The sequence below is a fragment of the Mammaliicoccus sp. P-M58 genome (assembly GCF_022386165.1).
Classification (GTDB): domain Bacteria; phylum Bacillota; class Bacilli; order Staphylococcales; family Staphylococcaceae; genus Mammaliicoccus; species Mammaliicoccus sciuri.
This window is the reverse complement of the sequence record NZ_JAJNJI010000003.1, coordinates 233,346-256,440: the sequence shown is the minus strand read 5'-3', so window position 1 is coordinate 256,440 and position 23,095 is coordinate 233,346. Positions and strand designations below refer to the sequence as shown.

Sequence of the window (23,095 nt, the reverse complement as noted above, 5' to 3'; positions counted from 1 at the left end):
ACTCACATAAAACTCATTCTATCATAGAATAGCGACAACATAAATCAATATATTAATTTTATCAAATATTTTTATACTGTTTATGAAAGCCCTTCACAGTTTGTTCAATATTTTGACTTTTCGTTATAGCAGAAATAACACTTACGCCATTTGCGCCCGCTTTAATGAGCGGTTGCACATCAACTTCAGTTATGCCACCGATTGCAACGATAGGAATATCTTTATTGATTTTTCTCATCTTCTCAATCAGTTGATATCCACCTTCTTCTCCTGCATCAGCTTTAGAATTTGTAGAATGTATAGGTCCCGTTCCAATATAATCGACTTCAGATATTTCAGAGTGATCATATTCAATTTTATTTGCAACACTCAAACCAATTATTTTATCTTTAAACTTATCTTTAAACTCAGATACATTTCGGTCATCTTGTCCAACATGAATACCATCTGCATTTAATTTAATTGCTAAATCTACATCATCATTGACGATAAATGGAACTTGATATTGTTTACACAACTCAAATAATGATTGCGCAAGTGCTTCTTTTTCTGATCCTTTTTTACTCTTCTCACCTTTTTCACGAAATTGAAACATCGTGATGCCTGCTTTTAAAGCTTCTTCAACAACACTTATAAGATTACCATCAGCAATATCTTGACTACCTGCTATAAAATATACTTTCAAAGTTTTTGGATCAAACATTTATTTCACTTCTTTCACGATCTTTTTCTCATTAACAAGTTCTTCAGTTATTACATTAAGTTGATCTATAAACGAAAATTGGAATGTACCAGGTAAATGTGCACCAGGTTGTTGATATGCCAACTCACTTGCGATATTGTATGTTGATAATGCTTCTTCTAATACATCAATAGTAATTGTTTTTTCATGAGATAAGAATGCAGCTATTACGCCACCTAATAAACAACCTCCACCAGTCACTTTTGTTAACATCTCACTACCATTGTGCAATTCGATGATTTTATTATTACACGCGATGACATCGACTTTTCCAGTTATGATAATTGGTAATTTTAATTGTTGATGCGCTTTTTTCGCAATTTTAATAGCATCAAGCGTAGCATCACTATCCGTACCTTTCATAATTGTGTCTTCCTCAATAAGTGCTAAAATTTCTGATGCATTACCTCTAATAATATCGACAACTTCATCATTTAATAATGTCGTACAAAAAGTCTTTCTTAATTGTGATGCACCAACTGCAACTGGATCAAGAACTACTGGAACACCATTTCCATGCATAATTTCAGCATATTTCTTCATATCATAGGCTTTATCAGTCGTAATCGTCCCTATATTAAGAAGAAATGCGCCAGCTGCTTTTGAGAATTCTTCTGCTTCTTCAGGTTCTTCACTCATTGCAGGACTTGCACCTAATGAAATTAAACCATTAGCTGTAAAGTTTTTAACGACATCATTTGTATAACAAACGATTAATGGACTATTTTCTCTAATATTTGTTAATTTACTCATAATCTAATCCCTCTATCTTTTGGTATGCAAAGTGGTTTACTGGACCTCTACCTTTGCCTATTTCAGGTGTATATTGAATAGCTAACGTAATAAATCGTTTAGCTACTTCTACCGCTTCCTCAATTGAATGACCTTTAGCTAACTCTGCTGTTATCACTGCACTAAATGTACAACCTGTTCCATGTGTATGTTTCGTACTAAATCTTTCACTTTTCCAGCTTTTCACGCCATTCTCAGTAAATAAATAGTCGATTGCATCACCTTCCAGATGTCCACCTTTTATAACAACACCTTTAGATCCAATTTCATTTAAGAAAAATGCACCAGCTTTATTAATTTCTTCTTCAGTTTGAATTTTAAATCCAGTAATATCTTCTGCTTCTGGAATATTAGGTGTAACAACTGTAGCTAATGGTAGTAATATTTCTTTAAGTTTCCCTTTCCCTTCATCATCCATTAGCGCATCACCACTTTTAGCAACCATTACTGGGTCAATAACATATGGCTTACCTGATTGTTCAATAAATGGTTTAATCGTTTGCATCATTTCTTCTGATGCAATCATGCCTGTTTTAATAGCATGTGGTACCTCGTCATCAAAAACACTTTTTAATTGGCTTTCAATAACTTCAACAGGTAAATGGTAAACATCTTGTACACCTAAACTATTTTGTGAAACGATACTTGTAGCAACTGCCATTCCATAAACGCCTGATGCATGAAATGATTTTAAGTCCGCCATAATACCCGCTCCACCACTTGGGTCCGTTCCAGCAATTGTTAATGCTATATTCGGTTTTTTCATTGTAATCCACCTCAAATTTATATTTATAATTCTATTATTCATAACTTCATAAAAAATGACCTCTTTCATAAGAAAGAGGTCAATTAATAGTTGTAAAAACGTTCATCGACCACTTTCCTACGTTGGCATTATCCAAATCAGGTGTTAAGGGACTGAATTAATTCATCTCAGCCAAATGGCGCCCCTAGCAGTCACTCATATATTCAGTTTACTTAAGATTATCAAATAGACGTATTGTGGTCAAATTAAAAAATCGCCTAGGATATTTCCTAGACGATTGGATTAATTAATTTATAACCACTTTAGATTAAAGTGTATGGCTTACCACCATCCGTTAGCTTGACGGAAAGCAATAGCAGCTGATTCTGAACCGTAACGACTTTTAGCGTAGTTTAACATACCTTTAGTTTGTGTAGATACTGATCCAGTACCCCAAGATTCTTTAGTTTGACCAAGACCTTGGTAACCATTTGGACTTACTGCATTTGGATTACCACTTGATTCTGGTAATACAATCGCATTCCACATAGCTTCTGAACCACCAGCAGCTAAGAATTGAGCTTTAGTAGATCCACCAGTGCTAGCTGTTGAAGTTTGAGTAGTTCTAACTTTTTGAGCTGGTGCTTGGTATGATTGTTGAGCTGGCGCTTTATATGTTTGTTGAGCTGGCGCTTTGTATGATTGAACAGGCGCTTGGTAGCTTTGTTGTTGAGCTGGAGCTGCAACTTGTTCTTGTGTTTGTTGAACTGGCGCTTGTTGTGCTACAGGCGCTTTAGCTGGCTCAGCTGATTGAGCTGGAGCTTGTAATGATAAAGTTTGTCCAACAATGATTAGATCTGAAGATAAGTTGTTCCATGCTTTTAATTGAGATACAGTTACATCGTATTTAGATGCAATTTTACCTAAAGTATCTCCTGATACTACAGTGTATTCTGTAGTTGATTCTGAACTTTTCTCGTTAACCTTGATTACTTGGTTAGGGAAGATTAAGTTAGATTTTAAACCATTTTCTGCTTTGATAGCACTTACTGAAGTACCGTATTGTTGTGAAATACTACCTAAAGTATCACCAGATTTTACTGTATGTGTTGCTGCATCGGCTGTAGCTGTTACCCCTGTAGTAACTGCAACTGCCGCAGTTGAAACTGCTAATAATTTTTTCATGATTGAATGTTTCCTCCTGTAAGGTTTTCACTTTTTATATGATTTTTACTGTTTAAACTATACCACTTATTTTTATGTCATAGGTTACAGGTATATGAAAAAATTACAGCTAATATTACAGTTAGATTACGCTAATTTTCAGACAATATTCTGAATATTAACGAACAAAATACCTAAACAAAGGGATTTATAAAGATTGAACAAAATTAATTATCAGACAATTTGTCATATTCATGTAATTTTTTAAACAATTACTTGTAATTATGTATACTTGCTGCCCTACAGCAAGACAGCAAGTCTCGGAATTTAGAATCAAGAATATTTATTTTCGGAAGTATTTCTATAAACAGTTTTATTGAAGTTTAATGCTATGAGGTTGTTGTTTTTGATGCATTCGGATCAAGGGTTTGTTGTTTAGCTTCATCAATAACGTCAACGACATTATGATAATCTCTATATAACTTATCATCTAAATTGTTTGCACCATTCTCTTTAGCTAATGCTTCAGCTCGTAATTTTTCTTTTGCTACTTTAGATGAAAGGTCACTAGCATAACTTTCAGCACTTTCACTAATTAATTCACTCATTTCCTCTTTCGTTTGAGGAATCGTTGATTTACTTGATGCAGGCATATTTAAGAATTTGATCGTTTCACAAATAATTTCTGTTATATAATGTTTCTTATCATCTTTAACATATGCTCTTGATTGAATTTGTCCAGTTAATGCAACAAGTTGCCCTTTCTTTGTATACTCATGAATATTATTTGCAAGTTTACCAAATGCTTTACATACAATAAAATCAACAGCAATCGTGCCATCTTTAGTCTTATATCCACGTTCAACAGCTAAACAAAATGTAGAAATGATGATTTCACCTTTCTTATAATATGCAGGGTCCTTAGTTAAACGTCCAACTAATACAGATTTATTTAACATATTCTCACCTCCTTATACTTATAATATAATGAGTCAATTTTTTCAGTCAAAGTCCGATAAATCATAAAATAAACACTTATTCTTCACTTTATTTTATGATTATTGTTATTTCATGCAAAAGTGCTTTATAATAGATAACAAAGTTAAACATTCGTAGATTTAACGATAAGGGGGATGTTTATGAAAACATTTAAAGCCGTACGCTTTCAAATTGTAGACGATGAACAAATTACAGAATATGAATTATTAGATGGTATCATTATTAATAAAGAAAATAGTGGTACAGGATGGCTACTAGAGATCTTAATTTCAGATATCCATTATGAACAAATGAAAGAATATCACGATAACCAAACCTTACTTGATACACGTGTCGTAATAACTAGACCGTCAAACGACCCAGCATTATTTGATGCAACCATCAAATACATTGAACAACTAGAAGATAAAATATCAGTCGTATTTGAATGTCATATCTATACATTACGACAAGTATATGCAGAACGATTACTAGAGCAACTCATAGATGAAGGCTTATCAGGAGATGAGCTTAAAACTTCATTTAATAGATTGATGCAATCTAAACCGAAATTAAAAGACGAAAAAAGCAATATATAAATAAAAATCTAGGACAGTTTGTGGTCCTAGATTTTTTATTACATGTATATTTAGGTGTTTTACTTCCATTATTCTGAATTCTGCTAATTAGAACTCTGTAACTACCACTATTCTGAATTCTGCTAATTAGATGGGCGCTCATTTACGGACATTTCTCGGAATTCTGTCCCTAACAAAATCAAATCATATATTAGCCGAAAAAAAAGAGAAAACAGCTGCCTGTTTTCTCTTTTTTATTTATTGATCTACAATAGCAAAGCTAATTTCACAACTACATGCAACTTCTCCATCTACTGTTGCTTTTGCTGTTCCTTTTCCTATTGGACCTTTTATTTTGTTTATTTCTACTTCAAGTCTTAAAGTGTCACCTGGTGTAACTTGTTTTTTGAATCGACATTTATCAATTCCTGCAAACATTGCTAGTTTACCTTGGTTTTCTTCTAAGCGTAACATTGCAACTGCACCTGTTTGTGCTAATGCTTCTACAATTAATACGCCTGGCATTACGGCATAATCAGGAAAATGTCCTTGGAAAAATGGTTCGTTACCTGCTACTTGTTTAATACCTACACAACGTTTACCGTCTTCTAATTCTACTATTCTATCTAATAATAAAAATGGGTAACGGTGAGGTATAATTTTTTTAATTTCGTTAAAGTCATAAATAGTTTCCATTATGAGCTCCTTCCAGTTAAATCAAAGATGTGTTGCCAAGTTTCGGGATTAAACACCCCAAATGGATTATGAAGTATACCGTATCCAATCATAGTTCCAACAATAAATAATAAAATCATTAATACTAATAATATAAGTAATTTAATCCATAATGGAATGACACGATGCTCTACTTCCACTCCTTGAATTGTTTCTACTCTATTTCTTTGAAGTTTCTCTTTAACAGATTGATAAGTTGACTTTCTTTTTTTATCGTCAGATCTTGATGATTGTGTTTCAGCCATACTAAACCCTCGCTTTATCGTTTAACTTGCCATTATCATTGATGCGTTCAACGTCTGCACCTAATGCTTTAAGTTTACCATGAAAATCAACATAACCTCTATCTAAATGTTTAAGTTCTGTTACGTTTGTATATCCATCAGACACAAGTCCAGCAAGAATCAATGATGCACCTGCTCTTAAGTCTGTAGCTTTTACATCTGCACCTTGTAATTTACTGTTACCAGTAATCATTGCACTTCTACCATTAATGAAAATATCTGCATTCATACGTTTGAATTCTTCTACATGCATAAATCTATTTTCAAATACTGTTTCAGTTACTTTACTCGTACCATTTGCTGTTAATAATAAAGCCATTATTTGAGATTGCATGTCTGTAGGGAATCCTGGATGTGGCATTGTTTTAACATCAATTGCTTTAATTTCACCAGGTACTTGAATATTTAATCCATCTTCGATATCAGTAATTTGAACACCAGCTTCTTCTAATTTAGACACTAAGCTTGTCATATGTTCTCTAATTGCACCAATAACATTTACATTTCCTCTAGTAATCGCTGCTGCAATCATAAATGTACCAGCTTCAATTCTATCTGGAATAATAGCATGTTCTGCACCGTGTAATTGATTAACACCAGTAATTCTAATTGTATCTGTGCCAGCACCGTGTACTTGTGCACCCATTTCATTTAGATAGTTAGCTAAATCTACAATTTCTGGTTCTCTTGCAACGTTTTGAATTTCAGTTTTTCCTTCTGCAAGTACTGCTGCCATCATAATATTTTGAGTAGCGCCTACACTTGGGAAATCTAAATAAATTTTAGCTCCTTTTAAGCCATTAGGTGTTGTTGCTTCAATAAATCCGTTATGTAGTTCAATTTCTGCACCTAAAGCTTCGAATCCTTTTAAATGTTGCTCAATCGGTCTTGAACCAATTGCGCAACCACCAGGTAAAGCGACCCTAGCATGACCTTCTCTAGCTAATAAAGGACCCATAACTAAGATACTTGCTCTCATCTTACTTACATATTCATATGGAGCTTCGATTTTTAGTGTATTTGATGCATCTATTTTTACAGTGTTATGATCTGCATCATATTCTATATCTGCATTTAAATGCGTAAGTACTGTGTTAATTGTATCTACATCACTTAATTTAGGTACATTCGTTAATACACTTTGACCAACACTTGGTAAAAGTGTAGCTGTTAATATTGGTAATACTGCGTTTTTTGCCCCTTCGACTACAACTGTGCCATTAAGACTTGCTCCGCCTTTCACGACGATTTTATCCATATAATTATCCTCCAAAAAACTTCACTTTTATTTATTTTACAAATGTATATATTTATTTAATACACATTTTTCTTGATTCATAAACATCACCAAAATATTATACTACTTTTTTGTTCTTTTTTCATATATTTATGTAATTTTTTCTTATTATTAGAATAGCAATCTTAATTGTAGCGAATATTGGAGTATATCTAAAATAAAACGACTTACAGCCGTACCTAATAGTATAGATAAAATGATAAGAAATGTTTGTGCTTGCGCAATATGATTTTTCTTAAAAATTTGTTCTAATCGTACGCCTTGGAGTGCCCAGAATGCCAAGCATACACAAATGACATGTAGTAAAAGTCCGATAATACCTAATTGACCATAATATTCCATATTAACAACTCCTTCTAAAAAATATAAGGGAGCGGGACAGAAATCTAATTTAGATAAAAAGATTTCGTCGTCCCGCCCCGGCAAGGATGACTAGAGTTGAAAAAAGCTTGGTACAAGCGCATTTTCAATTCAGACATCTACTGCCAAGATACTAAAAGAGTCTGAGACATTACATTATGTCCCAGACTCTTTTATTTTATCTAAATTTAGCCACTTCAATTCGATTAATTGCACGATGAAGTGCACGTTCAGCACGTCTAAAGTCTACTTCATCACGATTCATTTTCAATCGTTCTTCAGCACGTTCTTTAGAATTAATCGCACGGTCTTTATCTATTTCATCGGCAGTTTCAGCCGCTTGAACTAGAACTGTAACTTTATTAGTTCTTACTTCAACAAATCCTTCGGAAACAGCTAAATACTCCGTACCACTTGCTTTGTTTACTTTAACGTATCCTGTTTTCAAAGCTGCAACAGTTGGAATATGTCCAGCCATTACACCCATTTCACCAGTTTCAGTATGTAAAACAACAAGTTCTACTTCTTTTGCTGAGTAAACAGATCCATTAGGAGTGACAACATCTAAGGTAAATGTATTCATTTTCCATTCCTCCTAATTATTATTAGACCTCTACACCCATGTTTTTAGCATTTTCAAGAACTGCTTCAATACCACCGACTAAACGGAAAGCATCTTCTGGGATATGGTCATATTGTCCTTCTAGAATAGCTTTGAAATCTTGTACAGTTTGACTAACTGGTACGTATGAACCTTTTTGACCAGTAAATTGTTCAGCTACATGGAAGTTTTGTGATAAGAAGAATTGAATACGACGAGCACGTTCAACTGTTTTCTTATCTTCATCAGATAATTCATCCATACCAAGTATGGCAATGATATCTTGTAACTCTCTATATTTTTGTAATGTTTGTTGTACACGACGCGCAACATCATAGTGTTCATCTCCAACAATTTCTGGAGTTAAGGCACGTGATGTTGAAGCTAATGGGTCAACGGCTGGATAAATACCCATTTCCGTTAATTTACGTTCCAAGTTAGTAGTAGCATCTAAGTGAGCGAAAGCTGTTGCTGGCGCTGGGTCAGTATAGTCATCGGCAGGTACGAATACTGCTTGGATAGATGTAACTGATCCTTTATTTGTAGATGTAATACGTTCTTGTAATTGTCCCATTTCAGTAGCAAGTGTTGGTTGGTAACCAACGGCAGATGGCATACGGCCTAATAATGCTGATACCTCTGAACCTGCTTGTGTAAAACGGAAGATGTTATCGATGAACAATAACACGTCTTGTCCTTGTTCATCACGGAAGTATTCTGCCATTGTTAAACCAGAAAGTGCAACTCTAGCACGCGCACCAGGTGGCTCGTTCATTTGACCGAATACCATCGCTGTTTTCTTAATAACACCTGAATCACTCATTTCATAGTATAAGTCATTTCCTTCACGTGTACGTTCACCTACACCTGCGAATACTGAAATACCACCATGTTCTTGTGCGATGTTATTGATTAATTCTTGAATAAGTACTGTTTTACCTACTCCGGCACCACCGAATAAACCGATTTTACCACCTTTAATGTAAGGTGCTAATAAGTCTACTACTTTAATACCAGTTTCAAGAATTTCTACTTTAGTAGATAAATCTTCGAATTTAGGTGCTAAACGGTGAATTGGATCACGACGAACGCTATCATCAATTTCTTCACCTAAATCAATTTTTTCGCCTAATACATTGAAAACACGACCTAATGTAGCATCACCAACAGGTACTGAAATAGGTCTTCCTGTATCAGTAACTTCTTGTCCACGTTTAACACCATCAGTTGATGCCATTGCTATAGAACGTACAACATCATCACCAAGGTGTAATGCAACTTCTAATGCTAAATCAAAGCTTGATCCATCTGGACGTTCAACTTTAAGTGTTAAAGCATTATTAAGTTCTGGCAATTCACCGTGTGGGAAGCGTACATCAATAACTGGCCCTGTAATTTGCGTTACTCGGCCTAATCCCATGTAAATTCCTCCTAATCATTATTCGAGTGCAGCTGCTCCGCCTACAATCTCAGTAATTTGTTGAGTAATTGCAGCTTGACGAGCTCTGTTATATTGTAATGATAAATCATCAATTAATTCTGAAGCGTTATCTGTCGCATTCTTCATAGCTGTCATTCTTGAAGCATGTTCACTAGCTTTTCCATCTAGTAATGCACCATATATTAAACTAATCGCATACTGCGGTAAGATAACTTTTAAAATCGTTTCTTTATCTGGTTCAAATTCATAACCAGCCATCATACTAGAACCTTTTCCAGTATCTTCATCAGATAATGGTAAGATTTTTTTAGATTTAACTTGTTGTTCAAGCACACTTACGAAATGACTGTAGTAAATTGTTAACTCATCATAAAATTCTTCATTAAACAAGTCTACAGCTTTTTCAGTTAAAGCTTGTACATTTTTAAATGTTGGTTGGTCAGGTAAACCTACATACTCTTCAATGATGTTATATCCTCTAGCTTTGAAGAAGTCTCGGCCTACTCGTCCGACAACAATAATGCCGTATTCGTCACTATTGTTGTTATGTTTTTCTTTAATATCGTTAACGACATTTTTCAAAATGTTAGCACTATATGGTCCTGCAAGTCCTTTATCACAAGTAATAACTAAGTAACCAGAACGTTTTACAGGTCTTGTTTTAAGCATTGGATGATTAACATCTGTACTCTTAGAAGCAATAGCTGTTACAGCATCTTGAATCTTATCCATATATGGTTGAAATGCTTTCGTATTCTCTTCTGCTTTACGCAATTTAGAGTTTGAAACCATATTCATTGCTTTTGTAATTTGACTAGTCTTTTGAGTAGAAGTAATTCTACCTTTGATTTCTCTTAGTGAAGCCACAATTTCACCACCTTTTATTTAAAGCTTAATATTACTCTACATGAGATTTATTAAATACTTTTTTGAATGCATCGATTGCTGAAACAAATTTATCATCAGATGGTAATTGTTTTGTTTCACGAATTTCTTTAAAGAGATCACTTGCATTTGCATCAATCCAATTTAAGAATTCATCTTCGAATCGCGTAATATCTTCAACTGGAATATCATCTAAATGACCTTTAGTTAAAGCATATAAAATAACAACTTGACGATCTACAGTCAATGGTTTGTTTTGATCTTGTTTAAGTACTTCTACTGTACGTTTACCACGTTCTAATTTAGCTTTCGTAGCTTGGTCTAAATCTGAACCAAATTGAGCAAATGATTCTAACTCACGGTATGATGCTAAATCTAGACGTAAAGTACCTGCTACTTTTTTCATCGCTTTAATTTGAGCTGAACCACCAACACGTGATACAGATAAACCAGCGTTGATTGCAGGTCTTACACCAGAGAAGAATAAATCTGATTGTAAGAATATTTGTCCGTCAGTAATTGAGATAACGTTTGTTGGAACGTATGCTGAGATATCCCCCGCTTGAGTTTCAACAAATGGTAATGCAGTAATAGATCCGCCACCTAAGTCATCATTTAATTTAGCAGCACGTTCTAATAAACGACTGTGTAAGTAGAATACGTCACCTGGGTATGCTTCACGACCTGGCGGACGACGAAGTAATAATGATAACTCACGGTAAGCTGCTGCTTGTTTTGTTAAATCATCATAAACGATTAATACATGTTTACCGTTAAACATGAATTCTTCTGCCATACTTACACCCGCATAAGGTGCAATGTATAATAATGGCGCTGGTTGAGCTGCTGACGCAGATACAACGATTGTATAATCTAAAGCACCATGTCTACGTAAAGTTTCTACCGCTGTACGAACTGTAGATTCTTTTTGACCAATCGCAACGTAGATACAAATCATATCTTCGTCTTTTTGGTTAAGAATTGTATCAATCGCAACTGTTGTTTTACCAGTTTGACGGTCACCGATGATTAACTCACGTTGTCCACGTCCAATAGGTACTAATGCATCAATCGCTTTAATACCAGTTTGTAATGGTTCATCAACTGATTTACGATCCATAACACCTGTTGCAGGTGATTCTACAGGACGAGTCTTAGATGTATTGATTGGACCTTGTCCATCCAATGGTTGACCTAATGGATTTACAACACGACCAATTAATTCTTCTCCTACAGGTACTTCCATAATACGACCAGTTCTTTTAACTTCGTCGCCTTCTTTAATACCTTCTGCAGGTCCTAAAATTACGATACCTACATTATTTTCTTCTAAGTTTTGTGCTAACCCTAAAACGCCAGTATGGAACTCTAATAGTTCGCCAGCCATAACGTCATTTAAACCATGAGCTAATGCAATACCATCGCCGACTTGGATAACTGTACCAACATCGGTAACTGACATTTCTGACTCATAGTTTTCAATTTGAGAGCGTAATAAAGCACTGATTTCTTCAGCTTTAATGGCCATCTATGTCACTCCTTAATATTATTTCATTTGTTGAAATGATTTTGCTAATTGATTTAAGTCATTCTGAATGGAACCATCGTATACTTTTGTACCTATGGAAACACGAATACCACCAATTAATGAATCATTAACTTGATTTTCTAAAATAAGTTTTTTCAAACCTGTTCTTTTAATAAATGCTTTACCAATTTCGTCTAATTCTTCATTAGATAATGGATACACAGATTCAACTTTCATTAAATCTTGGCTATGTACCTGATTGTATATTTTGCTAAAATCTTTATGAATTTCTGGAATTAGTGACAATTTACTGTTATTAGCAAGTAGGTATAATGTGTTTAACAAAGGTTTAGAAGCACCTTTAAATACATTGTCAACAAATTGTTGTCTGTCGTTTTTTGCTAATTTAGGATTGTTATCAATTGCTTTTAAATCACTAATTTGTTCTTTAACACTTTCTGCTACTTGAGTAAGTTCATCTAAGACGCTGTCTGTTAAATCTTGCGCTTTAGCTACATCATATAAGGCTTGGGCATATTTCTGACTAATATTCGCCATTATTTATCCCCTGCCTCTTTAATGTATTTTTCAACAAGGTCTTTTTGATCTTGTTCAGAGATTTCTTTATTGATTACTTTAGAAGCAATTAATACAGAAAGTTCTGAAACTCTATTATTAATATCTGCAATAGCTCTTTGTTTCTCTTGTTGAATTTCTGCTTGAGCTGATTGTACTAAGCCATTTGCTTTAACATTTGCATCATTAATAATTTGCTCTTGTTGTACTTTAGCTTGATGTTTTGCATCATCAAGAATTGTTTGTACTTCTTCTTGAGTTTTTCTTAATAGATTTCTATTTTCTTCTTCTAATTTCTTAGCGTTTACTTTTGCTTCATGAGCATCATCTATATCTTTATTAATAGCGTTCTCACGCTCATCCATAATTGATTTTAATGGTCCCCAAGCAAACTTTTTTAATAAGGCAAGCAGGATAATAAATGTGATCAATGTAAATAAGACTGTTCCCCATTCGACACCGCCACCTGCTGCTCCTAAAACTAATACGTTTTGATCCACTGCCAACTACACTCCTTTCACTGCAATTAAAGATGAATAACATCTCATAAATGAATGGCGAAATCCTTTTTAGATAGACTCCGCCTGTTCTAAAAATATTTTAGCTTATCGATTCATTACCATGAATGCTACTACTACTGCAATGATAGGAAGGGCTTCAACTAAACCAACACCGATAAACATGATTGTCATTAATGGACCACGTGCTTCTGGTTGACGTGCAACACCTTCTACTGTTCTTGATACGATAAGACCGTTACCGATACCTGCTCCTAATGCTGCTAAACCAATCGCGATTGCTGCTGCTAATACACCTAAACTCATTATAATTTTCCTCCTAGAAATAAAAATATTAATTGTTTTTTTAAATTATATATTAATGATCGTCTGCCACTTTATGGGACATATAAACCATTGATAACATTACGAATATGTAAGCCTGAATTGAACCAATGAATATTGAGAATCCTTGCCATACTATCGCTGGTAAAACTGCTCCGAACGCGCCTAAAACGCCTCCAGCTGCTAATGTTGCTAATAATCCAAGTAATACTTCACCTGCGAATATATTACCGTATAAACGTAAACCAAGCGTTAATGTTGAAGCAAATTCTTCAACAATTTTGAATGGCACCATAAATGCTACTGGTTGTACAAATGATTTCAAGTACGCGCCAGTACCACGCATTTTAACACCATAGTAATGTGTTAAAAGAACCATCAATGTTGCTAACGTTAATGTAACTGTTGGATCTGCTGTAGGTGATTTCCACCATAATGTATGTCCTACAACAATTGAGAACGGTAAACCTAACATATTTGATACAAATATGAAGAATATAAGTGTAACCGCCAAGAAGTGAAATCTTCCTCCGTCTTTCCATGCCATATTGCTTTGGATAATACCTTTTACAAAGTCAAATACCCATTCAATAAAGTTCTGTTTACCAGTAGGTCTAATTTTTAGATTCCTTGTACAGACGACAGCTATTACAAATACGATAACTGCAGAAACTAACAACATTAACATACTTGAAAGATTGAATACTAAATCAAATCCTCCCAAATTGATGGACCACATAGGTGATTCGTGTTCCATATCTTCACCTCTTTTCACAATTTTAATTATTTAATCGAGACTTTTCAGTGATTTAAACATAATTAATACATACGCTATCATCAAACCAAATAAAATCCCGATAATATCAACGATTAGTGGATATTTAAGCCAAAAACAGCAAGCAACGATTGTCACAAGATATCTGACCCAGTTTCCTGTTGATAATTGTAATGATTCAGCATTTTTAGCTCGATTGAGGTAAACTTCCCATGAAAACAAGTTAACAGCTGATGCTATTGTTCCAATAATAAGTCCTAAAATGAACTCATGTTTCAAGAAGAAATACACTACAACTAGAATAATAATAAAGAAAATAAAATACTGTAAATAAGACTTAAAAAAGCCCTTTATATCAAACATTCAGCTGAAACTCCTTAGATAAGTGGCATATCTTTGAAAACCGTTTCATCACACAATTTTCATGATAATATAGTGGACTTATAGTGTCAATGCTATGACAAAAATAGAAAACAAATTTTTGTCATTTTTTTGTCACAGAATTGACACAAACCACCACTTTAATTATTTTGTTCTAAATGGTTCCGGTGCTTCTTTTAGAATATCAAAATAATATTTAATATTTTCACATATTCTCTTAGAAGCGAGACCATCCCCATAAGGGTTTTGAGCGATACTCATTTTTTCATATAATGATTGATCATTTAGTAAAGCTTTAGTTTCGTTATAGATGTTCTCTTCTTCGACACCTACAAGTTTCAATGTTCCAGCTTCAACGCCTTCAGGTCTCTCAGTCGTATCTCTTAAGACAAGTACTGGTTTACCTAATGAAGGTGCTTCCTCTTGAACACCACCTGAATCTGTTAAGATCAAGTGAGAATTAGCTGCAAAGTTATGGAAATCTATGACTTCTAAAGGTTCAATCAATTCTATACGATCATGATTACTCAATATTTGGTTAGCAATTTCTCTAACCTTAGGATTTTTGTGCATTGGATATACGACAACAACATCTTCATGCTCCTCAACAATTTGTCTCACAGCTTTAAAAATGTTCTCCATCGGTTTACCAATGTTTTCACGTCTATGCGCAGTTAATAGCACGATGCGTTTACCTTCGTGACGTTTAATAATTTCACTTTCATAATCGTCAGTTACAGTAGTTGATAACGCATCTATAGCTGTATTACCTGTCACAACAATAGATTCGTCTTTTTTATTTTCTTGAAGTAAATTATGTTTAGACTGATCAGTTGGTGAGAAGTGTAAATCAGCAAGGACCCCCGTCATTTGTCGATTCATTTCTTCTGGGAATGGAGAATATTTATTCCAAGTTCTTAACCCTGCTTCTACATGACCGATTGCAACTTCATTGTAGAATGCTGCTAAACTGCCTGCAAAAGTAGTTGTTGTATCTCCATGTACCAATATCATATCTGGCTTAGCTTCTTGAATAACACTTTCAAGACCACCTAGTACTCTTGATGTTACTTCTGAAAGTGTTTGCCCTTGTTTCATAATATTCAAATCATAATCTGGTGTAATATCAAATGTTTCTAGAACTGAATCTAGCATTTCTCTATGTTGTGCTGTTACAACAACAATTGGTTGTAACTCCGGATCATTTTTTAATTCTAAAACTAAAGGTGCCATTTTAATAGCTTCAGGTCGCGTACCAAATATCGTCATAATTTTCTTCATTGTAATAAAATCCTCCTATTATCTATTTAGTGCCAAATAATCGATCACCTGCATCACCTAAACCAGGTGTAATGTATGCATGGTCATCTAATTTTTCGTCTAATGCAGCAATATAAATATCTACGTCTTCATGTGCTTCTTGTAATGCTTTAACCCCTTCAGGTGCAGCAATTAAGCCCATAAAACGTATTTTATTTGCTCCACGATTCTTTAATGATTGAATCGCTTCGATTGCTGATGCACCTGTAGCAAGCATAGGATCTACTACAATAATTTCTCTTTCTTCAATATCTTGTGGTAATTTCACAAAATATTCTACCGCTTCTAAAGTTTCTGGATCACGATATAACCCTACATGCCCTACTCTAGCAGCTGGAACGAGTTTCATAATACCATCTGTCATTCCAAGGCCAGCACGTAAAATAGGAATAAGTGCTAATTTCTTACCAGATAATCTTTGAGCATTCATTTTAGTCACGGGTGTTTCGATTTCAACATCTTGTGTTTCAAAATCTCTCGTAACTTCATACGCCATAAGCATACCGACTTCATCGACAAGCTCTCTAAACTCTTTAGTGCCAGTTTTACGATCACGAATATAACTCAACTTATGCTGAATTAATGGATGATCAAAAACGTGTACTTTACCCATAAGTCTAGCCTCCAATAAATATTTATTTGTTGTAAAGTGGAAACTTAGAAGTTAGTGATAATACGCGTTCATGTGCTTCTTTTAACGTTTGTTCATCTTCTGGATTTTTAAGCACAAGTGCTATTATTCTACCTACTTCTTCAATTGCTTCCTCATCAAATCCACGAGATGTAACTGCTGGTGTACCTAAACGAATACCACTTGTTACGAAAGGTTTTTCTTGATCAAATGGAATTGTGTTCTTGTTACATGTAATACCAACTTCATCTAAAGCATTCTCAGCTAATTTACCAGTAATGCCAAGAGAACCTTTAACATCTACACAGATAAGGTGATTATCAGTACCGCCTGATACAATTCTTAAACCTTCGTCTTCTAGAGTTGCTGCTAATTTCTGAGCATTCTTAATTACTTGTTTTTGATATTCCTTAAATTCTGGTTGTAATGCTTCACCAAATGAAACTGCCTTACCAGCGATAACATGCATTAATGGACCACCTTGAATACCAGGGAAAATTGTTTTATCAATTTCTTTAGCATATTCTTCTTTACAGAAAATCATACCGCCTCTCGGTCCTCTTAATGTTTTGTGTGTTGTCGTTGTTACAAAGTCAGCATAATCAACAGGGTTCTGATGTAAACCTGCTGCTACTAAACCAGCGATATGAGCCATATCAACCATTAATTTAGCGCCAACTTCATCTGCTATTTCTTTGAATTTCTTAAAATCAATTTGTCTTGGATAAGCTGAAGCACCTGCTACGATTAATTTAGGTTGCGCTTCTTTTGCAACTCTCAAGATTTCTTCATAGTCAATTTGTTCATTTTCTTCAGAAACACCATACTCTACAAAGTTATATAACTTACCACTGAAGTTAACTTTTGCTCCATGAGTTAAATGTCCACCATGACTTAAGTTCATTCCAAGTACAGTATCACCCGGTTCTAAAGCTACAAAATATACAGCCATATTTGCTTGTGATCCTGAATGAGGTTGTACATTTACGTGTTCTCCACCGAAAAGTTGTTTAGCTCTATCTCGCGCTAAATCTTCAACGATATCAACGTATTCACAGCCACCATAATAACGACGACCTGGGTAACCTTCTGCATATTTGTTAGTTAATACAGAACCTTGTGCTTCCATTACTGTTTCAGAAACAAAGTTCTCTGATGCTATAAGTTCGATATTATTATTTTGTCTATCAAACTCTTTTTCCATTGCTTTGAAAAGTTCTTCGTCTTGCTTTTTAATTAATGACATGTACAATCCCTCACTTTTAAGAATTTAATACTTTGCTCTTTCGCCGCCTATTAATTTAGGACGACTCTTAGCTATTGTAACAATAGCTTCTCCAATGCGCTTAGCTTCAATTGATACAGGTACTGCGACGTGCTTTAAATGCATACCAATTAGCGTTTGACCAATATCAATACCTTTATCGCATTGAATATGTTCAACAACTATTGGGTCTGTCATATGTTGGTATGCATAAGTTGACAAACTACCTCCAGCATTGGCTTGTGGCACAACAGAAACTTCAGTCATTGTATAAGGATCAAATATTTCTCGCTCGATTGTTATTGCACGGTTAATATGTTCGCAACCTTGAAACGCAAAGTGAACACCTGTCTCTTTATGTATAAAATCAAGACTTTCATAAATAACCTTAGCGACATCAATCGAACCATCTGAACCTATATTTGAACCTTTAACTTCTGATGTTGAACACCCAATGATGCATAGTTCTTGATTGTTAAAGAAATCAATAGACTTCAGTTCATTCAACAATTGTTTTAAATCTTCTTTCATGAACAACCGCCTTCAATCTTGTCTATACGTCTTTGGTGCCTACCGCCTTCGAACTCATTTGTCAACCAAGTCTTGACGATGAGAAGTGCTAAACCTTCACCTATAACACGTTGGCCCATTGCTAATACATTAGAATCGTTATGTTGTCTCGTCACTTCAGCAGTAAAAACATCATGCACAAGTGCACAACGAATCCCCTTTACTTTATTTGAAGCGATAGACATACCAATTCCAGTTCCACAAATCAAAATTCCTTTATCAAACGTTCCATCAGCAACACTTTCAGATACTGGTCTTGCATAATCTGGATAATCTACCGACTCACCTTTATGTGTACCAAAATCTTTATATTCAATGTTCATTTCATCAAGTAATTGTTTGATTGCTTCTTTGTATTCATAGCCACCATGGTCTGCTGCAATAGCTACTTTCATCTTCCCACCTCCCAATTTGTTTATACTATAATATTATAACTTATTTTTTATGTCTGTTATAGCAATTCTGCAAATTATTTGAATTCTTAATTACTTTGTAATAAATCTTCAATTAGTGCTCTCAATTCTTCGTAAGTATTTTGATAAATGATTTGGGACTGTCCAAAGGGATCTGAGACATCTCCTTTTTCGCCTCTTACGTATTGTTTTATTGAATGAATGTTGTGATGTGTATATTGCGATTCTAGAATCATTTTATGAGATTCTGTCATAGTTAAGATAATATCAGCATCTAAATCTTGCTCAGAAAATTGTTTAGCAGTATCAGGTATCGGCAAATCATTTTTAAAGATGATATCCATTGATTGTGGAGATATTGGTGTACCATCAAAAGCTGAAATCCCTCTAGATTGAATATTATATTCAGGTTTAATATCTTTGGCTATCGCTTCAGCCAATGGACTTCTACAAGTATTTCCTGTACATACAAAAACTATTTTCACAATTCATCTTCTCCTTTAATATTGTGACCACTCGCTTTATCAATTCTGTTCATTAATGCGATGGTATCGTCATTTCTTTCGTAGCCACTTATATAAATTTCATCAATATTTGTAAGCTGATCTGCTATTCGCAAAGCATCATACAAATCGTGATGCGCACCTTTAATATCTGAAACATCTCTACCAAGCGGTATAAAAGTCATTTGTTCTGAGATTAATGGCTCAATACTTTTAGGACCTATTACTGCTATCTTTTTAGAAATATCATCAGACAAACTCATTTGTTTTGTAATACCACCTTCTATTAATGTTACAGGTTGCGTGGGTGCATAATGTTTATATTTCATACCTGGCGCAATTGGTTTTTCCAGATCTAACTTTTCGTTAATAATACTGTTTGGCAACACTTTATTAATCATCTCTATTGTTATTGAACCAGGTCGTGCAATTTTAAATGGATAACTCGTACAATCTATTACAGTACTTTCTATACCTTCATCAATATCTTCTGCTTGAATGATGCCATATATTCTTCCATCCAAGTCATGTTTAACATGTTCAAATTTAGTTGGTGAAGGTCGTCCACTTATATTTGCACTTGGTGCTGCAATCGGTAAATTGGTTAATTGTAGAACTGCTCTACCGACATGATGACTTGGCATGCGAACAGCTACAGACTGCAATCCACCCGTAACACGATCACTTAAAATTCCTGACTTATAAGGCACAATAAAAGAAATGGGTCCTGGCCAAAAAGCATCCATTAAAATTTCAGTTTCTTTAGATATATTTTGGGTGAAGTCATTTAATTGAGATTTATCATGTATATGTACAATAAGCGGATTATCAGACGGTCTACCTTTTGCTACATATATTTCTTTAACTGCTTCTTCATCTTTTGCATTAGCACCTAATCCATATACCGTTTCAGTTGGTAAAGCAATCAATTTATTTTGATGATATCCTGCAATAATCTCATCGATTTGTGGATAACTTTGTAAGTTATGAACATACTTACGCACATCCCAAACATTTGTTTCCAATGCATTTCTTCCCTTCTTTAAAGCATTTATTGTATTAAAACAAAAGTTATCCACACAACGTGGATAACTCCCGTTAAATGTGCATAACTTCTATTGATTATTCCAATTAAATTGTATCATACGATTGTTTTGATTTATATCTTGAATGATTTTTACATCTTCAACATTCAAATGGTTTTCAATAAAGTCTTTTAATAGCTCACCTTGCAAATGGCCAATTTCAAAAATGACGATTCCATTATCCAACATAACGTGTTCTAAATTTAGAATAATATCTTTATATATCGCCAAGCCATCATCTTCAGCAAATAAAGCCAAATGTGGTTCATAATTTAAGACAGTATCAGACATTTCTTTTTGTTCTTCATTCGAAATATAAGGTGGATTTGAGACGAGTACATCCACTTTAATATTTTCATTAATCAATGGTTCTAAAGATTTACCCTTTAGAAATTCTATCGGTGCTTCAAGTGTTGATGCATTTGTTTTGGCAATTGATAGTGCTTCTTCACTAATATCAGTCGCGATAACAGATAAATCAGGTCGCTCTTTTTTCAGCGTGATCGCAATAGCACCTGTACCTGTTCCTATGTCACATACGACTACTTGCTTGTTCTGAATCATTTGTAATGTTTGATAGACAAGTTCTTCTGTTTCTGGTCTAGGTATTAATACATGTTGGTTCACTTTGAACTTTCTACCATAAAATTCTGCGAAACCTGCAATATATTGTACGGGCTCACCTTCATACATACGTTCTCTACTATTTAAATAAGCATCCAAAATATTAGAAGGTACATCTTGATTTAAATTCATGGCAATTTGCGTTCTAGACATACCCGAAATATCCTCTAATAACCAATCAGCACGAGAGGTTTCAAACCCTCGTGCTGATAATCCATCATAAGTTTCATTTAGTAACTGTTGAAAATTATAATTGGCCATTATTCAATTCTTCCAATTTTTCCGTTTGTTCATGCAACGTTAATGCATCGATAATTTCGTCAACTTTACCTTCCATAATTTGATCTAACTTCTGTAAAGTTAATCCTATACGATGGTCAGTTACTCTGTTTTGAGGATAGTTATACGTTCTAATTCTTTCTGAACGATCTCCTGTACCAACAGCTGACTTTCTTTTTTCAGCATATTTAGCATTTTCTTCTTGAACCATCATATCGTAAACTCTGGCTTTCAATACTTTAAATGCTTTTTCACGGTTCTTAATTTGAGATTTTTCAGATGATGTCGCAACAATACCAGTTGGTAAATGTGTAATACGTACAGCTGAGTCTGTAGTATTGACGTGCTGACCACCGGACCCACTAGAACGGTATGTTTCGATTTTTAAATCTTCAGATCTAATATCAATTTCAACATCTTCAGCTTCAGGTAATACTGCAACTGTTGCTGTAGAAGTATGAATACGTCCACCTGATTCAGTTTCTGGTACACGTTGTACACGGTGTGCGCCATTTTCATATTTAAGTTTACTGAATGCACCGTTTCCTTGAATAGAAAAGCTGACTTCTTTATAGCCACCATGGTCACTAATATTCTCTTCAACAACGTCAATTTTGTAGCCATGTGCTTCAGCAAATCTTGAATACATTCTGAATAAATCGCCTGCGAAAATAGCCGCTTCATCTCCACCTGCTGCGCCACGAATTTCCATAATAACGTTCTTATCATCGTTAGGGTCTTTAGGAATAAGTAGGAATTTTAATTCAGATTCTAATTCAGGTACACGTTTAGTAAGACTATTAATTTCTTCTTTCAACATATCTTGTTCTTCTTTATCTGTTGTTTCGTTTAACATTAATTTAGCATCTTCAATATCACCTTTAACAGATTTATAAGTTCTATATACATCAACTGTCTTTTGTAAGTCAGATTGTTCTTTTGAATATTTTCTTAGCTTGTCTGTATCCGAAACGACATCTGGATCACTAAGTAATTCATTTAATTGTTCATATCTATTTTCAACAATTTCTAATTGATCAAACATTTATATCACTCCTTATTTCAGTTCTAATTATATGATGATCTCTACATCTTGGTTCATAACTTTCGTCTGCCCCAACTAATATAATCGGGTCATCAATATGTGCTGGTTCACCATTTATAAGTCTTTGCGTTCGACTTGATGGAGATCCACATACTGCACATACCGCTTGTAATTTCGTAACAATTTCCGCAACTGCCATCATTTCAGGCATTGGTTCGAATGGCACACCTTTAAAGTCCATATCTAATCCAGCTACAACAACTCGATAGCCTTCTTCTGCTAACTTTTGTGCTACGCTTACGATTTCATTATCAAAAAATTGGACTTCATCTATTCCAATAATATCGATGCCTTGTAAATCATATTTTAATATTTGACTAGAATGTTCTATGCTGATTGCATCAAGTTGATTTCCATTATGAGATACTACAGCTTCTTCACTATATCGATTATCAATAGATGGCTTAAATACTTTTACATTTTGTTTCGCATATAAACCTCTTCTCAGACGTCTTATAAGCTCTTCTGACTTACCACTAAACATACTTCCGCAAATACATTCTATCCATCCGGAATGGTAATTTTCGTACATATTACTTATCCACCTTTTTCAACATAATCGCTTAATTATATCATATTATTTTTACTTATTTATTA

Annotated in this window: 29 protein-coding genes and 1 riboswitch; of the genes, 1 reads left to right on the top strand and 28 read right to left on the bottom strand. The window is 34.3% G+C overall.

The genetic code is table 11. The annotated features are described in order from the left end of the window. Positions 1-61: 61 nt before the first annotated feature. The 5 genes from thiE to LQ694_RS05070 form a co-directional block, all read right to left on the bottom strand. On the bottom strand, positions 62-703 hold the full coding sequence (gene thiE, locus LQ694_RS05090) for a thiamine phosphate synthase (protein ID WP_070373319.1): 642 nt from the start codon (positions 701-703) through the stop codon (positions 62-64). Then, the gene (gene thiM / locus LQ694_RS05085) at positions 704-1,495 is read right to left on the bottom strand and encodes a hydroxyethylthiazole kinase (RefSeq protein ID WP_058612374.1); all 792 of its coding nucleotides are present in this window, start codon (positions 1,493-1,495) and stop codon (positions 704-706) included. It lies immediately after the preceding gene. Next, entirely contained in the window at positions 1,488-2,300 is an 813-nt protein-coding gene (thiD, locus tag LQ694_RS05080) for a bifunctional hydroxymethylpyrimidine kinase/phosphomethylpyrimidine kinase (RefSeq protein WP_058612375.1), read from the bottom strand. Before thiD ends, thiM begins: the two co-directional genes overlap by 8 nt. A gap of 97 nt (positions 2,301-2,397) precedes the next feature. After that, positions 2,398-2,496, bottom strand: a riboswitch (TPP riboswitch). 125 nt (positions 2,497-2,621) lie between these two features. Then, positions 2,622-3,464, bottom strand: coding sequence for a LysM peptidoglycan-binding domain-containing protein (locus LQ694_RS15625; RefSeq protein WP_096792041.1), 843 nt, complete (start codon positions 3,462-3,464; stop codon positions 2,622-2,624). Positions 3,465-3,832: 368 nt separating this feature from the next. Then, positions 3,833-4,402, bottom strand: coding sequence for a single-stranded DNA-binding protein (locus LQ694_RS05070; protein WP_218697251.1), 570 nt, complete (start codon positions 4,400-4,402; stop codon positions 3,833-3,835). Between the two features lie 180 nt (positions 4,403-4,582). Between LQ694_RS05070 and LQ694_RS05065 the strand changes: the two genes are divergently transcribed. After that, on the top strand, positions 4,583-5,020 hold the full coding sequence (locus tag LQ694_RS05065; RefSeq protein ID WP_025904490.1) for a YwpF-like family protein: 438 nt from the start codon (positions 4,583-4,585) through the stop codon (positions 5,018-5,020). A 237-nt stretch (positions 5,021-5,257) separates the two neighbouring features. On the opposite strand, the gene fabZ is transcribed toward LQ694_RS05065, so the two are convergent. The 23 genes from fabZ to LQ694_RS04950 all read right to left on the bottom strand — a co-directional run bounded on the left by fabZ (position 5,258) and on the right by LQ694_RS04950 (position 23,030). Further along, complete coding sequence (gene fabZ, locus LQ694_RS05060; RefSeq protein WP_025904489.1) at positions 5,258-5,695, bottom strand: 3-hydroxyacyl-ACP dehydratase FabZ; 438 nt, start codon at positions 5,693-5,695, stop codon at positions 5,258-5,260. Further along, positions 5,695-5,979: a DNA-directed RNA polymerase subunit beta gene (locus LQ694_RS05055; RefSeq protein WP_053076874.1), complete on the bottom strand. Its 285-nt coding sequence runs from the start codon at positions 5,977-5,979 to the stop codon at positions 5,695-5,697. Before LQ694_RS05055 ends, fabZ begins: the two co-directional genes overlap by 1 nt. 1 nt (position 5,980) lies before the next feature. Continuing rightward, complete coding sequence (gene murA, locus LQ694_RS05050; protein ID WP_058591095.1) at positions 5,981-7,276, bottom strand: UDP-N-acetylglucosamine 1-carboxyvinyltransferase; 1,296 nt, start codon at positions 7,274-7,276, stop codon at positions 5,981-5,983. A 150-nt stretch (positions 7,277-7,426) separates the two neighbouring features. After that, positions 7,427-7,657, bottom strand: a complete 231-nt coding sequence (locus tag LQ694_RS05045; protein WP_048540909.1) for a DUF1146 family protein — start codon at positions 7,655-7,657, stop codon at positions 7,427-7,429. A gap of 196 nt (positions 7,658-7,853) precedes the next feature. Next, positions 7,854-8,258: a F0F1 ATP synthase subunit epsilon gene (locus LQ694_RS05040; protein WP_025904485.1), complete on the bottom strand. Its 405-nt coding sequence runs from the start codon at positions 8,256-8,258 to the stop codon at positions 7,854-7,856. A gap of 22 nt (positions 8,259-8,280) precedes the next feature. Further along, positions 8,281-9,696, bottom strand: a complete 1,416-nt coding sequence (gene atpD / locus LQ694_RS05035) for a F0F1 ATP synthase subunit beta (RefSeq protein WP_048540911.1) — start codon at positions 9,694-9,696, stop codon at positions 8,281-8,283. An 18-nt stretch (positions 9,697-9,714) separates the two neighbouring features. Continuing rightward, positions 9,715-10,584: an ATP synthase F1 subunit gamma gene (gene atpG / locus LQ694_RS05030; protein WP_048540913.1), complete on the bottom strand. Its 870-nt coding sequence runs from the start codon at positions 10,582-10,584 to the stop codon at positions 9,715-9,717. A gap of 31 nt (positions 10,585-10,615) precedes the next feature. Further along, on the bottom strand, positions 10,616-12,130 hold the full coding sequence (atpA, locus tag LQ694_RS05025; protein ID WP_025904482.1) for a F0F1 ATP synthase subunit alpha: 1,515 nt from the start codon (positions 12,128-12,130) through the stop codon (positions 10,616-10,618). 18 nt (positions 12,131-12,148) lie between these two features. Further along, positions 12,149-12,688: a F0F1 ATP synthase subunit delta gene (locus LQ694_RS05020; protein ID WP_058612664.1), complete on the bottom strand. Its 540-nt coding sequence runs from the start codon at positions 12,686-12,688 to the stop codon at positions 12,149-12,151. Then, entirely contained in the window at positions 12,688-13,212 is a 525-nt protein-coding gene (locus tag LQ694_RS05015; protein WP_048540915.1) for a F0F1 ATP synthase subunit B, read from the bottom strand. Before LQ694_RS05015 ends, LQ694_RS05020 begins: the two co-directional genes overlap by 1 nt. A gap of 99 nt (positions 13,213-13,311) precedes the next feature. Beyond that, the gene (gene atpE, locus LQ694_RS05010) at positions 13,312-13,530 is read right to left on the bottom strand and encodes a F0F1 ATP synthase subunit C (protein ID WP_016998905.1); all 219 of its coding nucleotides are present in this window, start codon (positions 13,528-13,530) and stop codon (positions 13,312-13,314) included. Positions 13,531-13,582: 52 nt separating this feature from the next. After that, complete coding sequence (gene atpB / locus LQ694_RS05005) at positions 13,583-14,305, bottom strand: F0F1 ATP synthase subunit A (protein WP_025904479.1); 723 nt, start codon at positions 14,303-14,305, stop codon at positions 13,583-13,585. Between the two features lie 30 nt (positions 14,306-14,335). Beyond that, positions 14,336-14,686 (bottom strand): ATP synthase subunit I, encoded by a 351-nt coding sequence (locus LQ694_RS05000; protein WP_058612666.1) that lies wholly within the window; start codon positions 14,684-14,686, stop codon positions 14,336-14,338. 162 nt (positions 14,687-14,848) lie between these two features. Continuing rightward, entirely contained in the window at positions 14,849-15,985 is a 1,137-nt protein-coding gene (gene wecB, locus LQ694_RS04995; RefSeq protein WP_096792038.1) for a non-hydrolyzing UDP-N-acetylglucosamine 2-epimerase, read from the bottom strand. 22 nt (positions 15,986-16,007) lie between these two features. Next, positions 16,008-16,637, bottom strand: coding sequence for a uracil phosphoribosyltransferase (gene upp, locus LQ694_RS04990; protein ID WP_025904476.1), 630 nt, complete (start codon positions 16,635-16,637; stop codon positions 16,008-16,010). A gap of 22 nt (positions 16,638-16,659) precedes the next feature. Then, complete coding sequence (glyA, locus tag LQ694_RS04985) at positions 16,660-17,901, bottom strand: serine hydroxymethyltransferase (protein ID WP_058612668.1); 1,242 nt, start codon at positions 17,899-17,901, stop codon at positions 16,660-16,662. 24 nt (positions 17,902-17,925) lie between these two features. Next, the gene (locus tag LQ694_RS04980; protein WP_231493103.1) at positions 17,926-18,450 is read right to left on the bottom strand and encodes a TIGR01440 family protein; all 525 of its coding nucleotides are present in this window, start codon (positions 18,448-18,450) and stop codon (positions 17,926-17,928) included. Continuing rightward, a complete protein-coding gene (rpiB, locus tag LQ694_RS04975) occupies positions 18,447-18,884 on the bottom strand; it encodes a ribose 5-phosphate isomerase B (RefSeq protein WP_065381664.1) in 438 nt (145 codons plus the stop codon). Before rpiB ends, LQ694_RS04980 begins: the two co-directional genes overlap by 4 nt. A gap of 86 nt (positions 18,885-18,970) precedes the next feature. Then, a complete protein-coding gene (locus LQ694_RS04970) occupies positions 18,971-19,387 on the bottom strand; it encodes a low molecular weight protein arginine phosphatase (RefSeq protein WP_058612671.1) in 417 nt (138 codons plus the stop codon). Next, entirely contained in the window at positions 19,384-20,430 is a 1,047-nt protein-coding gene (locus tag LQ694_RS04965) for an L-threonylcarbamoyladenylate synthase (protein WP_065381666.1), read from the bottom strand. Before LQ694_RS04965 ends, LQ694_RS04970 begins: the two co-directional genes overlap by 4 nt. A gap of 90 nt (positions 20,431-20,520) precedes the next feature. After that, a complete protein-coding gene (gene prmC, locus LQ694_RS04960; RefSeq protein WP_058612673.1) occupies positions 20,521-21,375 on the bottom strand; it encodes a peptide chain release factor N(5)-glutamine methyltransferase in 855 nt (284 codons plus the stop codon). After that, positions 21,362-22,438, bottom strand: a complete 1,077-nt coding sequence (prfA, locus tag LQ694_RS04955; RefSeq protein WP_048540928.1) for a peptide chain release factor 1 — start codon at positions 22,436-22,438, stop codon at positions 21,362-21,364. Before prfA ends, prmC begins: the two co-directional genes overlap by 14 nt. Beyond that, a complete protein-coding gene (locus LQ694_RS04950) occupies positions 22,431-23,030 on the bottom strand; it encodes a thymidine kinase (RefSeq protein ID WP_025904468.1) in 600 nt (199 codons plus the stop codon). Before LQ694_RS04950 ends, prfA begins: the two co-directional genes overlap by 8 nt. Between the last annotated feature and the right edge of the window lie 65 nt (positions 23,031-23,095).